This is a genomic window from Tenacibaculum discolor (genome assembly GCF_003664185.1).
Classification (GTDB): Bacteria; Bacteroidota; Bacteroidia; order Flavobacteriales; family Flavobacteriaceae; genus Polaribacter; species Polaribacter discolor.
In genome coordinates this window covers 41073-53977 of the sequence record NZ_RCCS01000008.1, presented here as the reverse complement: position 1 = coordinate 53977, position 12905 = coordinate 41073, and the positions used below count along the sequence as shown (strand labels likewise).

Annotated in this window: 13 protein-coding genes and 1 other RNA gene; 10 read left to right on the top strand and 4 right to left on the bottom strand. The window is 31.7% G+C overall.

Annotated elements, in window-relative coordinates:
- Window positions 1-107: 107 nt before the first annotated feature.
- The 3 genes from C8N27_RS10755 (at window position 108) to C8N27_RS10745 (ending at window position 2812) form a co-directional block, all read left to right on the top strand.
- Window positions 108-1433 carry a dicarboxylate/amino acid:cation symporter gene (locus C8N27_RS10755; RefSeq protein ID WP_121147372.1) on the top strand — a complete coding sequence of 442 codons (1326 nt, stop codon included), beginning with the start codon at window positions 108-110 and terminating at the stop codon, window positions 1431-1433.
- Window positions 1434-1442: 9 nt separating this feature from the next.
- Window positions 1443-2279, top strand: coding sequence for a sulfurtransferase (locus C8N27_RS10750; protein ID WP_121147371.1), 837 nt, complete (start codon window positions 1443-1445; stop codon window positions 2277-2279).
- Between the two features lie 122 nt (window positions 2280-2401).
- Window positions 2402-2812 (top strand): hypothetical protein, encoded by a 411-nt coding sequence (locus tag C8N27_RS10745; RefSeq protein WP_099216622.1) that lies wholly within the window; start codon window positions 2402-2404, stop codon window positions 2810-2812.
- A gap of 29 nt (window positions 2813-2841) precedes the next feature.
- Here C8N27_RS10745 and C8N27_RS10740 read toward each other — a convergent pair whose 3' ends face one another.
- From C8N27_RS10740 to C8N27_RS10730, 3 genes are read right to left on the bottom strand one after another with little or no spacing between them, the layout of a single operon-like run.
- Window positions 2842-3354: a DUF7935 family protein gene (locus C8N27_RS10740; protein WP_099216623.1), complete on the bottom strand. Its 513-nt coding sequence runs from the start codon at window positions 3352-3354 to the stop codon at window positions 2842-2844.
- On the bottom strand, window positions 3344-4057 hold the full coding sequence (locus tag C8N27_RS10735; protein ID WP_121147370.1) for a DUF3307 domain-containing protein: 714 nt from the start codon (window positions 4055-4057) through the stop codon (window positions 3344-3346). The genes C8N27_RS10740 and C8N27_RS10735 overlap by 11 nt, the downstream gene beginning before the upstream one ends.
- The gene (locus tag C8N27_RS10730) at window positions 4054-4671 is read right to left on the bottom strand and encodes a SatD family protein (RefSeq protein ID WP_099216625.1); all 618 of its coding nucleotides are present in this window, start codon (window positions 4669-4671) and stop codon (window positions 4054-4056) included. The genes C8N27_RS10735 and C8N27_RS10730 overlap by 4 nt, the downstream gene beginning before the upstream one ends.
- A 229-nt stretch (window positions 4672-4900) precedes the next feature.
- Here C8N27_RS10730 and C8N27_RS10725 point away from each other — a divergent pair, with 229 nt between their 5' ends.
- The 4 genes from C8N27_RS10725 to C8N27_RS10710 all read left to right on the top strand — a co-directional run bounded on the left by C8N27_RS10725 (window position 4901) and on the right by C8N27_RS10710 (window position 10108).
- A complete protein-coding gene (locus tag C8N27_RS10725; protein ID WP_121147369.1) occupies window positions 4901-7231 on the top strand; it encodes an ATP-dependent helicase in 2331 nt (776 codons plus the stop codon).
- A 46-nt stretch (window positions 7232-7277) separates the two neighbouring features.
- The gene (locus C8N27_RS10720) at window positions 7278-7910 is read left to right on the top strand and encodes a DUF4290 domain-containing protein (protein ID WP_099216627.1); all 633 of its coding nucleotides are present in this window, start codon (window positions 7278-7280) and stop codon (window positions 7908-7910) included.
- Complete coding sequence (gene murA, locus C8N27_RS10715; protein ID WP_121147368.1) at window positions 7911-9224, top strand: UDP-N-acetylglucosamine 1-carboxyvinyltransferase; 1314 nt, start codon at window positions 7911-7913, stop codon at window positions 9222-9224.
- A 119-nt stretch (window positions 9225-9343) separates the two neighbouring features.
- Window positions 9344-10108 carry a DUF6503 family protein gene (locus C8N27_RS10710; RefSeq protein ID WP_121147367.1) on the top strand — a complete coding sequence of 255 codons (765 nt, stop codon included), beginning with the start codon at window positions 9344-9346 and terminating at the stop codon, window positions 10106-10108.
- Between the two features lie 64 nt (window positions 10109-10172).
- Here C8N27_RS10710 and C8N27_RS10705 read toward each other — a convergent pair whose 3' ends face one another.
- On the bottom strand, window positions 10173-10364 hold the full coding sequence (locus C8N27_RS10705; RefSeq protein WP_099216630.1) for a hypothetical protein: 192 nt from the start codon (window positions 10362-10364) through the stop codon (window positions 10173-10175).
- A gap of 198 nt (window positions 10365-10562) precedes the next feature.
- Between C8N27_RS10705 and C8N27_RS10700 the strand changes: the two genes are divergently transcribed.
- From C8N27_RS10700 to rnpB, 3 genes are all read left to right on the top strand, one after another.
- A complete protein-coding gene (locus tag C8N27_RS10700; RefSeq protein WP_099216631.1) occupies window positions 10563-11123 on the top strand; it encodes a nucleotide exchange factor GrpE in 561 nt (186 codons plus the stop codon).
- A gap of 70 nt (window positions 11124-11193) precedes the next feature.
- Window positions 11194-12318, top strand: coding sequence for a molecular chaperone DnaJ (dnaJ, locus tag C8N27_RS10695; RefSeq protein WP_121147366.1), 1125 nt, complete (start codon window positions 11194-11196; stop codon window positions 12316-12318).
- Window positions 12319-12504: 186 nt separating this feature from the next.
- Window positions 12505-12815: RNase P RNA component class A (gene rnpB, locus C8N27_RS10690), an RNA gene on the top strand.
- Window positions 12816-12905: the final 90 nt, after the last annotated feature.

The following is a 12905-nucleotide window of genomic DNA, read 5'->3' as shown; positions in this document are numbered from 1 at the left end:
CTTAGTATCTAATTTATGGGACACAATATACGAACTCAAGGTCACTTTTTTTTAAATAATTCTTTATACCTTACGGCCAGAAAAAAATTAATAGATTAATATATTATATGAAGAAACTTGCACTACACTGGCAAATTTTAATAGGAATGGTTTTAGGTATTTTATTTGGGTTAGGAATGACTTTTGTAGATAATGGAGCGACATTCGTATCTGATTGGATAAAGCCTTTAGGAACTATTTTCGTAAAATTATTAAAGCTAATAGCAGTACCACTAATTATTGCTTCTCTTGTAAAAGGTATATCTGACTTAAAAGACATTTCAAAATTTAAAAATATTGGTTTACGTACTATATTAATATATATAGGTACAACAGTAATAGCTATAACAATAGGATTACTATTAGTAAATGTTGTACAGCCTGGAGATGGTATTTCAGAAGATACCATAGCAAAATTAACGGCAGATTATGCAAATAGTGAAGGTGTACAAGCTAAAATAGCTGAGGCTAGTAAGCAAAAAGAGAGTGGTCCACTTCAATTTTTAGAAGACATGGTTCCTGATAATGCTATGGAGGCGATGAGTAACAATAAAGCAATGTTGCAAGTAATTTTCTTTACTATTTTCTTAGGTATATCAATGTTGTTGGTGGGTGAGAAAAATGCAAAACCATTAAAAAACTTCTTTGATTCATTAAATGAAGTCGTGTTAAAAATGGTAGATTTAATAATGTTAACAGCTCCTTACGCAGTGTTTGCATTATTAGCAAATGTTGTGGTTTCTTCAAATGATCCAGATTTATTATTAGCGTTGCTAAAATATGGATTAACAGTCATAGGAGGATTATTATTAATGGTAGCACTTTACATGGTTTTAATAAGTGTATTTACGAAGAAAAACCCATTATGGTTTTTAAAGCAAATAAGCCCAGCACAGTTATTAGCATTTTCAACCAGTTCAAGTGCGGCAACATTACCTGTTACGATGGAGCGAGTAGAGGAGCATATTGGAGTTGATAAAGAAGTATCGAGTTTTGTGTTACCTGTGGGAGCTACCATTAATATGGATGGTACTAGTTTATATCAAGCTGTAGCTGCTGTATTTATATCACAAGCTTTAGGTTTCGATTTAACTTTTGGAGATCAGCTAACAATTATTTTAACAGCTTTGTTGGCATCAATAGGATCAGCAGCAGTACCAGGAGCAGGTATGGTAATGTTAGTAATTGTATTAGAATCAGTTGGCTTTCCAGCAGATAAACTAGCAATAGGTTTAGCATTGATTTTTGCGGTTGATAGACCGTTAGATATGTGTAGAACAGTCATCAACGTAACTGGTGATGCAACAGTGTCTACTTTAGTAGCTAAATCTGTAGGGAAGTTAGGAAAACCACATCCACATGAATGGGATGAACATTATGATGAAGTAAAATAAACTTGTTGTATGCTTACAGTAAAATCACCTATAGTTTCTGTTGATTGGTTACACGATAATTTAAGTGTAAATAACTTAATAATTCTTGATGCAACTATTCAGAAAGTAGGGACAAAATTAGATAATAAAAAAGAAAAACAGCAGATTCAAAATGCTGTTTTCTTTGATTTAAAGAATATCTTTTTAGATGTTGAAGGAGAATATCCTAATACAGTTCCGTCAGAGAAACATTTTGAAAACGAGGCTCAAAAATTAGGAATAAATAATGATAGCTGTGTTGTTGTTTATGACGATTTAGGAGTGTATTCAGCACCAAGAGTTTGGTGGTTGTTTAGAATATTTGGGTTTACTAATATTGCGGTTTTAAACGGAGGTTTACCAGCTTGGAAAGATGCTGGTTATATAGTCGAGTTAAAAAAAGAAAGAAAACCCTTAGTAGGAAACTTCAAAACGAATCTTAATAAGGAAAAAATAAGTGTTACGGAGGAAGTGTTAAAAGCTTCTCGAGATAATAAGGTTATATTGGATGCTCGCTCTAAAGGAAGGTTTTATGCTACGGAGCCAGAGCCAAGAAAAGACTTAAGAGGAGGTCATATACCAAATTCTAAAAGTTTGCCTTATTCAGAATTGCAATTAGAAGGGAAGATGAAATCGAAAGAAGAACTTCAAAAAATATTTTCAGATATGAATCCGAATAAAGAAGAAATGATTTTTTCATGTGGTTCGGGAATTACGGCATGTATTTTAGCTTTAGGAGCAGAAGAGTCAGGAAATACTAACTATAGTGTATATGATGGTTCTTGGACAGAGTGGGCTAGTAGATTAGAGTTACCAGTAGAGAAATAATTAAAAAGAGATAAAAAGAAACTTTTATTAGTGTTGTTTATAAGTTGTTTAAAATAAATAAGTTATATTTTATTAGTTTGCTTTAAAAAAATGTTTAAGTTAGTGGCTTAAACTAATTTTTTATGAAAAAAACTACTCTTTTATTTTTGTTTCTATTTATTAGTGCTATTAGCTTTTCTCAAAGAACCTACTGGTTAGGAGAGTTTAAAAGTGGTGCGAAAATTTATTTAGCTTTAATTAAGAATGATAAAAATCATGGCTTGCATGTAAGAATGTATAGTACCCATAATAATAGAGCTGTTTTGATTCGTGCTAATAAAAAGAAAAATTCAGAAACCTATAATATGCAAAAGAAATATGGAGGTTGGTCTGATAAAAATTATCTGGCATTTTCTAATCTCTTAGGAGAGAGGAAAGGTTATCTTGTTATGAATGGGAAGCCGTTGAGTATAAAAAAGATTAGTAGAAGTGAAATTCCGGAATATATAAAAGGTTCACGAACAGAATATAAAAGAACATATGTCACAAATTAAAAAAAGCATCTACTTATAGATGCTTTTTTTTATATCAATTTCTTTACTTCTTGTTTTAAAAAGGAGATTGCTGTATTTGCTGGACTTTCTTGTTGCGAGTAGTCAATTAACACATTTTCTCGTAAGTCTTTAGCAGTTTCAGAACCTTCTGCTGTAGAACGAAGCTTTGCTATAATACCCAACTTAGCAGCAGTAACAGCTTTCCAGCTATCATCAGAAATGTATAGTTGTTGTACTAAATTATGTTCAAATTCTTGTTCTATGTTACCAATTAAAAGTTGTAGATAATTATCAGTATCATCTCCAATAGGGTTAACTCTTAATAATAATTTTGATGGATTGATACGTTCACAAAACAATAACATACGCTCATATGCTTGTAGTTTTGTAGGTAAACTTTCACGCTTTTTTTCAACTAAAGCATTAAATGTTTTTTCTTTATTATCCTGTTCAATAAAGCGACCCAAAATTAGGTAAGCCACACCGCCAGTTACTAATGCTGGTAGGGCATAAGCAAGCCCTTCAATAATTTTATCTTCCATAATGCGAATATACGAGTCCTGTTAAAATTGCCAATCCAAAACTTAATAAAGTTCCAATTAGTACATATTCAGTAAGCTTTCTGTCTTTTGATGCAGTTAAATCTCCAAATCTAAATATAGATTTTGCAGCAAGTAAAAAACCAACACCTGCCCATTGGTTAATTGCAATAAAAACAAAAATTAATATACGTTCTAAAAAACCAATGTACCTACCTGCATTGGCTAACGATTGTTCTGTTGATTTATTACCCTTTTCAGGATTCCATTTTGAAATTAACGTATTTATAATGATAGAAGAGGTGTAAGTAACAAAAATTAAAGAAGCAAAAAGTAATAAGTTTTGCTTAGTTAAAATAGCGTCAATATTAATCTTAAAAGGATAATAAATATAGGTGGCAAGCCCTAGAAAGAATATATGTAAAGCTTGATCTAAAAAGAAAAATAGACGTTTGTTCTTTTTCTTTTGAAGATATAGTTTTCCAAGATCAACTAGGTAATGAGTAATAATTACAAGTAAAAAAGCACTCCAATATGTAGAGTTAAATTGTAATAATAATAGTAATAAAACTGTATGAACGCCTATGTGAGCATATAGTTTTATAGATTTTATTTTCTTTTTCTCTTTGTTTTTCACCCAGTTTTTAGGCTGAAACACAAAATCGCCTAATAAATGAGCAATAAGTAGTTTTAAGAACAATATCATAAGTTGGTTAGTTTCTGATTCATAAGTTTTCTATAGCGTTTCTCTAGTTTCATAATTTCATCAAATCCAGAACGCTTTCTTCGTTCGCTAGCACTACTTTCTGAAATAGCTAGTTTTTTAGCAATAACTTTTTGAGTACACTCAGGGTTTTGTATTGACATATACACAAAAGCAGCAGAATTAGTTGTCCAGTTATCCATTATTAACAAACTTAAACCTAAAGAAACTTCAAATTCTTCATTAATATTTTCCCAAGGAGTTTTTAAAGCTAAATTTTGTTTTTTTAACAAATAATCAAATGCATATCCAGAATTTATAAAGACTTCGCCATTGGCTTCGGTAATTTTTTCAGTATCAAAACTTTTATTACCAATACCAATAGCTAAACGAATGTCTAAATCTTTTATTTTCTTAATAGTAGCTTTTAGCTTAATAGCATAGAGAAGAGCGTCAGTAATATTTTCAATTTCAATTTGAAAACTATCTCCACGAAAAAGTTCCCATGTTTTTGGTGTTTTTCCAATAGAATTAAAGGAATCCTTTAATAAAGGGAGCCATGTTTCAGCAGAAACACCTCTAGAATTAATAATATCACCGGTAATTACACTTGTCATGTATATAAATTTTAGTAAAAATAGGTTTTCAAATTTGAAACACCAAATAATTCGGTTTTTAAAGCGAATATTTATAAATAAGGGTTTTAAGACGAATTATTGTTAATTCGGGTTAAAGCTGAAATTTATAGTAATTTAAATTAGTGAATAAAAAAAGGGTTAGAATCTTTAAAAAACCTAAAAGATTGGTTAATTTTCCATTTTTAAAATTCTTTCAATTTAATTTCCATTGAGTACTTATTTAGAGCAACTTAACGAACCACAGAGAGCAGCTGTTTTGCAAAAAGACGGCCCAATGATAATTATAGCAGGAGCAGGATCGGGTAAAACGAGAGTGTTGACCTACAAAATTGCCTATTTAATGGAGCAAGGAGTAGATGCTTTTAACATTTTATCGTTAACATTTACCAACAAAGCTGCCCGTGAAATGAAAGACCGTATTGGTAAAGTTGTAGGTTATAGTGAAGCTAAAAACCTTTGGATGGGAACTTTTCACTCAGTTTTTGCACGTATTTTACGTTCTGAAGCTGACCGATTAGGATATCCGTCAAATTTCACCATTTACGACACACAAGATTCAGTTCGATTGATAACAGCGATTATCAAAGAAATGAACTTAGATAAAGACAGATACAAGCCTAAGCAAATTTTAAGCAGAATTTCTTCGTTTAAAAACAGCTTGATAACGGTTAGGGCTTATTTTAATAATTCTGATTTACAACAAGCCGACTTAGAGGCAAGTAGACCTAGAACAGGTGATATTTATAAAGAATATGTAGATAGATGTTTTAAGTCAGGAGCTATGGATTTTGACGATTTACTACTGCGAACGAATGAATTGTTGGCGCGTTTTCCAGATGTGTTAGCTAAGTATCAAGATCGTTTTCGCTATATTTTGGTAGATGAGTACCAAGATACCAACCATTCTCAATATTTGATAGTACGTGCGTTGGCAGATCGTTTTCAGAACATTTGTGTGGTAGGAGACGACTCTCAAAGTATCTATGGATTCCGTGGTGCGAACATTCAAAACATCTTAAACTTCCAGAAGGATTATCCAGATGTAAAAACGTTTAAGTTAGAACAAAACTATCGTTCAACAAGTAACATTGTACGTGCTGCGAATAGTGTTATTGATAAGAATAAAACCAAGTTAGACAAAGAAATTTGGACAGCAAATGATGCAGGAGATAGTGTAAAAGTAATGCGTACAATTTCTGATGGAGAAGAAGGACGTTTTGTAGCGCAATCTATTTGGGAAAATCAAATGAATCATCAGCTAACAAGTGATCAGTTTGCTATTCTCTATCGTACTAATGCACAATCAAGAGCAATAGAAGATGCATTGCGTAAAAAGGATATTAAATATAAAATTTACGGGGGAATCTCATTCTATCAACGTAAAGAAATTAAAGATTTACTATCATATTTACGAATTTTAATCAATCCGAATGATGAGGAAGCATTAAAACGTATCATTAACTATCCAGCAAGAGGAATTGGAGCTACAACGCTTGATAAATTAACAATTGCAGCGAATCATTATAAAAAATCAATGTTTGATATTTTAAAGAATATCAATACAGTAGATATTAATCTTAATTCTGGAACCAAAACAAAGTTGCAGAATTTTGTAAATATGATTCAGCGTTTTCAAATTGAATCACAAACAAAAAATGCTTTTGAAATTGCTGATTTGGTGGTAAAACAAACCCAGTTAGTTAAAGATTTACAAAAAGACGGAACACCAGAAGGAGTTAATAAAGTTGAAAACGTTCAAGAACTTTTAAACGGAATAAAAGACTTTATTACCGATAAAATTGAAACTGGTGAGGATGCTTCGTTAACATCATTTTTAGAAGATGTAGCACTAGCGACTGATTTTGATTCTGATAAACAAGACGAAGAACCTAGAGTTTCACTAATGACGATTCACCTGTCAAAAGGGCTAGAGTTTCCTTATGTATACATTGTAGGTTTAGAAGAAAGTTTATTCCCTTCAGCAATGAGTATGAATACTCGTAGTGAGTTAGAAGAAGAACGTCGTTTATTTTATGTAGCGCTAACAAGGGCAGAAAAAGGAGCTTACTTAACTTATGCACAAACACGTTATCGTTGGGGTAAATTAACCGATGGAGAACCTAGTAGATTTTTAGAAGAAATTGATGATCAGTATTTAGAATACTTAACTCCAAAAGTACCAGAACCTTCGGTAAATAGATTTATTGATGCTAGCTTGTTTGAAGATGATACACCAAAGAAAATACGTTTCCAAAAACCAATTCAAAAAAAGAGAAAAGAATTTTTAGCAAAGAAGGAAAAACCAAATATGGTTCCTCCAAAAAGTAAAATGAAAAAGGTTTCAGAAATGAGCCCGAAAATGAATTTGTTTGATGGAGAAATAACGGTAGGGAATGTAGTAGAGCATAACCGATTTGGAACAGGAAAAGTTGTAGCTTTAGAAGGTAAAGGCCCCAATAAAAAAGCAGAAATAGAGTTTAGTACAGTAGGTAAAAAGAAATTATTGTTACAATTTGCAAAATTGAAAGTAATCGGGTAGATAATTCATAATAATTACCTATTTTGCATAGATAAAATATAGAGAAATGACGTTTGATTTAGAATACAATTCGAAAAGATCCAAATTAATTATCCCAGAATATGGGAGACACATACAAAAATTAGTAAACCATTGTATTGCATTAGAAGATAAAGAAGAGCGAAACACAATGGCTAAAGCTATTATTGATGTAATGGGGAATTTACAACCTCATTTAAGAGATGTGCCTGACTTTAAGCATAAACTTTGGGATCAGTTACATATAATGGCAGATTTTCAATTAGATGTTGATTCTCCATACGAAACACCTTCAAAAGAAGAGTTACAAGAATCTCCTGAGCGATTGCCATATCCTAAATCAGCATCAAAATATCGTTTTTATGGAACGAATATTCAAACCATGATTGATGTTGCATTAACATGGGAAGAAGGAGAAATGAAAGAAGCATTGGTATTTACTATTGCAAACCATATGAAAAAGTGCTATTTAAACTGGAATAAAGATACAGTTGACGATAGTGTGATTTTTGATCACTTATATGAGTTGTCTGATGGTAAAATAGATATTCGTAATACAGAAGAAGACTTAACAGATAGTAAGAGTCTATTGAGAAAAAGAGGAGGCCAAGGGCAGCACAAATCAAAAGGAAAAACAAATACTAAATATAGAAAAAAGTAAATGGCATCATTTAAAATAGAAGGAGGTCACAAGTTAAAAGGAACAATAACACCACAAGGAGCAAAAAATGAAGCATTACAGGTTATATGCGCGGTGTTATTAACGTCAGAAAAAGTAATTATAAATAATGTTCCTGATATTATTGATGTTAATAAACTGATTTTTATTTTAGGAGAATTAGGAGTTAAGGTAGAAAAACTATCTAAAAACTCGTATAGTTTCCAAGCAGATGATATCAATTTAAAATATCTTGAGTCAGCAGAATTCAAAAGAGATGGAAGTTCTTTAAGAGGTTCTATTATGATTGTAGGTCCATTATTAGCTCGTTTTGGAAAAGGATATATTCCACGTCCAGGAGGAGATAAAATAGGACGTCGTCGTTTAGATACTCACTTTGAAGGATTCATTAACTTAGGAGCTAAATTCCGTTACAACCGTGAAGAGTATTTCTATGGAGTTGAAACTGAAACAGGATTAGTAGGAGCAGAGATGTTGTTAGACGAAGCTTCGGTAACTGGTACAGCAAATATTATTATGGCTGCAGTACTAGCTAAAGGAACTACGACAATATATAATGCAGCTTGTGAACCATACATTCAACAATTATCAAAAATGTTGAATTCTATGGGAGCAAAAATTTCTGGAGTAGGATCTAACTTGCTTACAATACAAGGGGTAGAGTCATTAGGAGGTTGTGAACATACTATTTTACCAGATATGATTGAAATAGGTAGTTGGATTGGTATGGCGGCTATGACACGTTCTGAGTTAACAATTAAAAATGTAAGTTGGGACGATTTAGGACAAATTCCTAATGTATTTAGAAAGTTAGGAATTCAGTTAGAAAAAAGAGGAGACGATATCTATATTCCAGAACAGGAAAGTTACGAAATTCAAAGTTATATTGATGGGTCTGTATTGACTGTAGCAGATGCACCATGGCCAGGATTTACACCAGATTTGTTAAGTATTGTTCTAGTAGTAGCAACACAGGCAAAAGGTACAGTGTTAATTCATCAGAAAATGTTTGAAAGTCGTTTGTTCTTTGTTGATAAATTAATTGATATGGGAGCAAAAGTAATTTTATGTGACCCACACAGAGCTACAGTAATTGGACATGACTTTAAATCACAGTTGAAGGCAACTAAAATGACTTCTCCAGATATTCGAGCAGGTATTTCTTTATTAATAGCAGCATTATCTGCTAAAGGAACAAGTATTATCAATAATATAGAGCAAATTGATAGAGGTTACGAAGATATCGAAGCACGCTTAAAGTCAATTGGAGCTAAAATTGAAAGAATTGATGATTAATAAAGTAACATCAAGAAATAAATATGAATCCCAAATCAATTGATTTGGGATTTTTTTATGATTAAAGTGTAATTAAAGTATGTTTATTTCGACTTAGTAGGTTAATTTTAATCAATATTATGAAAACAATAATCATACTTGCAATACTGCTATTTCAAGTAACTATTTTTACAGCACAAGAAAGTTCTCAAACTTTTACATCATCAATAGAAAAAGCTCATAAAAAGAATGCATTTATGGGTAAGAAATACCTTAAATATACCATTGATATAACTTTTGGAGGAAAAAAACATTTAAAAGGTATTATAACACAAGAACCAGGAGGAGGTAAAATAAAAATAGAAAAAGAAGATGGTTCACTTATTATTTTTGATGGAAAAGAAGTGTATGCATTAGGAGTAAATGAAAAGGATATGGCAACAGCTCGTTTTGATATTTTTACATGGTCATATTTTTTAGGCTTACCATATAAACTTAACGATCAAGGAACTATTTGGTCTAATTTTAGTGATAGCAAATGGGGGGCTAAAAATTTTACAACAGGTAGATTGACTTTTGAATCTGGTACTGGTGATGCACCAGACGATTGGTATGTGATATATAAAAATCCAAAAACAAATATTTTAGAAGGAGCAGCATATATTGTAACCTTTGGTAAAGGAAAAGAAAAAGCAGAAAAAGAACCTCATGCTATTAAGTATAATCAAATTGAAGAAGTTTATTCAATACCAATTGCTACAAATTGGACATTTCATATGTGGTCTTTAAAAAACGGATATGAAGAACAAATAGGAGAGGCAAAACTATCTAATATAAAATTCCTTAAAGAAGCAGAATTTATTGTGCCTACAAAGGCAAAAGTAGTTAGCGTTGTGCCAAACTAGTTAGAAACAAGAAATAAAAAAGCTGTTATCGTTTAGATAACAGCTTTTTTTTATGTTTTAACTTTTACATTTCTTCACTACATGTATATTCTTGCGTACAAGCAAAATATTGATGACAATAAATAGGACCTGTAACGCTTCCAGAGCAATCACATCCACATTTACTAAGATCAATAGCAGCACCACCTGTTAGGTTTTTTTGTTGGTTTTTTGAAAGAATTGTAACTCCTGAAATGTTTAAAAAATTCTGTTTCATAATGAGGGACTTTTTTATGTTATAAATTAATTAATAAAATTTCTTAAATATATAATTTTGAATTGTTTGTACAAAAGATAAATGTACTTTTTTGTATGACAGATATAAAATAATATTTACAATGTCATTATGACATATTTTTTTTATTGGCAGTATTCTTGTTAATCAAAAAGTGTTAAATACATGAAACGATTTACAATGAGTAAAGATCAATATACAAAAGAAGACGAAATTAACGACGCTATTAAAAAAGGCGATTTAGGAGAGAATCAAGAAGAAACTCAGGAAAATAAAGAGGTTGAGGCTAAAGAAGAGCCAACTGCAGAAGAATTAATTCAAGCTGAGAAAGATAAATATCTACGATTATTTGCAGAGTTTGAAAATTACAAAAAACGTACTTCTAAAGAACGTATTGAACTTTTTAAAACTGCAAGTCAAGAATTAATGACAGCTTTACTGCCAATTATGGATGATTTTGATAGAGGTTTGGCAGAAATTAAAAAAACAGAAGACTCTGAACTGTTAAAAGGAATGGAACTTATTAATAATAAGTTTAAAAATACCTTAACTCAAAAAGGATTAACAGAAATAGAAGTAAAACCAGGAGATGATTTTGATGCAGAAGTTCATGATGCAATAACGCAAATACCAGCACCTTCAGATGATTTAAAAGGAAAAATTATTGATTGTGTAGAGAAGGGATATAAGTTAGGAGATAAAATTATTCGTCACCCTAAAGTAGTAATGGGGCAAGCGTAAAACAATCATCATTAATACAATTATTAGTAATTATAATAACTGTTTACTAATTAATTGAACATTGAAAGTTATGGCAAAACAAGATTATTACGAAATATTAGGAATATCAAAATCAGCCTCAAAAGCTGAAATCAAAAAGGCATATCGTAAGATGGCAATCAAGTACCATCCAGATAAGAATCCTGATGATAAAGATGCTGAAGAAAAATTCAAATTAGCTGCAGAAGCTTATGAGGTATTAAGTGACGACAATAAAAAAGCACGTTACGATCAGTACGGTCATGCTGCTTTTGAAGGAGGTCATGGAGGTTTCGGTGGCGGCGGTATGAATATGGATGACATATTTAGCCAATTTGGAGATATTTTTGGAGGAGCCTTTGGTGGCGGTTTCGGTGGTTTTGGTGGTGGAGGTCACCGTCAAGCACGAGTAAAAGGTAGTAACTTACGTATTCGTGTAAAACTAACTTTAGAAGATATAGCAAAGGGAGTTGAAAAGAAGGTAAAAGTTCGTAGAAAAGTTCAAGCCGAAGGAGTAACATATAAAACATGTTCAACATGTAATGGTAGCGGACAACAAATGCGTGTAACCAATACTATCTTAGGTAGAATGCAAACAGCTACTACCTGTAGTACTTGTCATGGAGCAGGAGAAATGCTAGATAAAAAGCCAAGTGGAGCAGATGCGCAGGGAATGATAGTAAAAGAAGAAACCGTTTCTATTAATATTCCTGAGGGGGTAACTGAAGGAGTACAATTAAAAGTAGGAGGTAAAGGAAATGAAGCTCCAGGTAAAAACTCTATTCCAGGAGATTTATTAGTGTTAATAGAAGAAATACCACACGAAAATTTAAAACGTGAAGGAAGTAATATCCATTACGATTTATATATTAACTTTTCAGAAGCAGTTTTAGGAGTATCGAAAGAAGTAGAAACAGTTACAGGAAAAGTAAAGATTAAGATTGAACCAGGAACGCAATCAGGTAAAATTTTACGTTTAAAAGGAAAAGGATTACCAAGTATTGAACGTTATGGTCATGGAGATTTCTTAATTCATATAAATGTATGGACACCTCAAGAGTTAACCAAAGATCAACGTAAGTTTTTTGAGGAAATGCAAGAAGATGAGAACTTTAGCCCAAACCCACAGAAGTCGGATAAATCTTTCTTTGAAAAGGTTAAAGATATGTTTTCTTAAAAAAATCTTAAAAAAGGTAATTTTTTTTAAATAAAATTTTTTTTAAACGAAAAACAGTTATATATTTGCAGTGTCTAGGAGACGTTCTAGACACTTTTTCTTTTTCATAGCAATTTTCCCACTCAATTCTTTTGAGTGGGTTTTTTTATGAATAGAGGTGTGAACTTTTATTTTAATAACAATATAATAGCAGACCTATCTTATCGACTTACAATTTAATGTAAGTAGGAAAGTCTGGACACCATAGAGTAGCATAGCGGATAACATCCGTCCGGTGTAAACCGAGGACAAGTGCAACAGAAAGTATGTACAGGTAATGCTGTAGTGAAACCAGGTAAACTCTATGCGGTGCAATGCCATGTACATTAGAGCTTGAGCGCTACTCGCGCGATTCTAAGGGGTAGGCAGATTGATTCTGAGAGTAATCTCAGAACTAGATAAATGATAAGAACCTTATTTATAAGGAACAGAATCCAGCTTATGGGTCTGCTTTTTTTCCTATTTAGAATGATTATACTATTTTTTTCTAATCTCTTAAAAACATCTAATTATCAATTTGATAATTATATGGTGTTTTTATAGTTGTT

Bases quoted from the DNA above. Each gene is read 5' to 3' on its own strand.
- C8N27_RS10755 (WP_121147372.1), top strand. From the start codon at position 108: ATGAAGAAACTTGCACTACACTGGCAAATTTTAATAGGAATGGTTTTA.
- C8N27_RS10750 (WP_121147371.1), top strand. From the start codon at position 1,443: ATGCTTACAGTAAAATCACCTATAGTTTCTGTTGATTGGTTACACGAT.
- C8N27_RS10745 (WP_099216622.1), top strand. From the start codon at position 2,402: ATGAAAAAAACTACTCTTTTATTTTTGTTTCTATTTATTAGTGCTATT.
- C8N27_RS10740 (WP_099216623.1), bottom strand. From the start codon at position 3,354: ATGGAAGATAAAATTATTGAAGGGCTTGCTTATGCCCTACCAGCATTA.
- C8N27_RS10735 (WP_121147370.1), bottom strand. From the start codon at position 4,057: ATGATATTGTTCTTAAAACTACTTATTGCTCATTTATTAGGCGATTTT.
- C8N27_RS10730 (WP_099216625.1), bottom strand. From the start codon at position 4,671: ATGACAAGTGTAATTACCGGTGATATTATTAATTCTAGAGGTGTTTCT.
- C8N27_RS10720 (WP_099216627.1), top strand. From the start codon at position 7,278: ATGACGTTTGATTTAGAATACAATTCGAAAAGATCCAAATTAATTATC.
- murA (WP_121147368.1), top strand. From the start codon at position 7,911: ATGGCATCATTTAAAATAGAAGGAGGTCACAAGTTAAAAGGAACAATA.
- C8N27_RS10710 (WP_121147367.1), top strand. From the start codon at position 9,344: ATGAAAACAATAATCATACTTGCAATACTGCTATTTCAAGTAACTATT.
- C8N27_RS10705 (WP_099216630.1), bottom strand. From the start codon at position 10,364: ATGAAACAGAATTTTTTAAACATTTCAGGAGTTACAATTCTTTCAAAA.
- C8N27_RS10700 (WP_099216631.1), top strand. From the start codon at position 10,563: ATGAGTAAAGATCAATATACAAAAGAAGACGAAATTAACGACGCTATT.
- dnaJ (WP_121147366.1), top strand. From the start codon at position 11,194: ATGGCAAAACAAGATTATTACGAAATATTAGGAATATCAAAATCAGCC.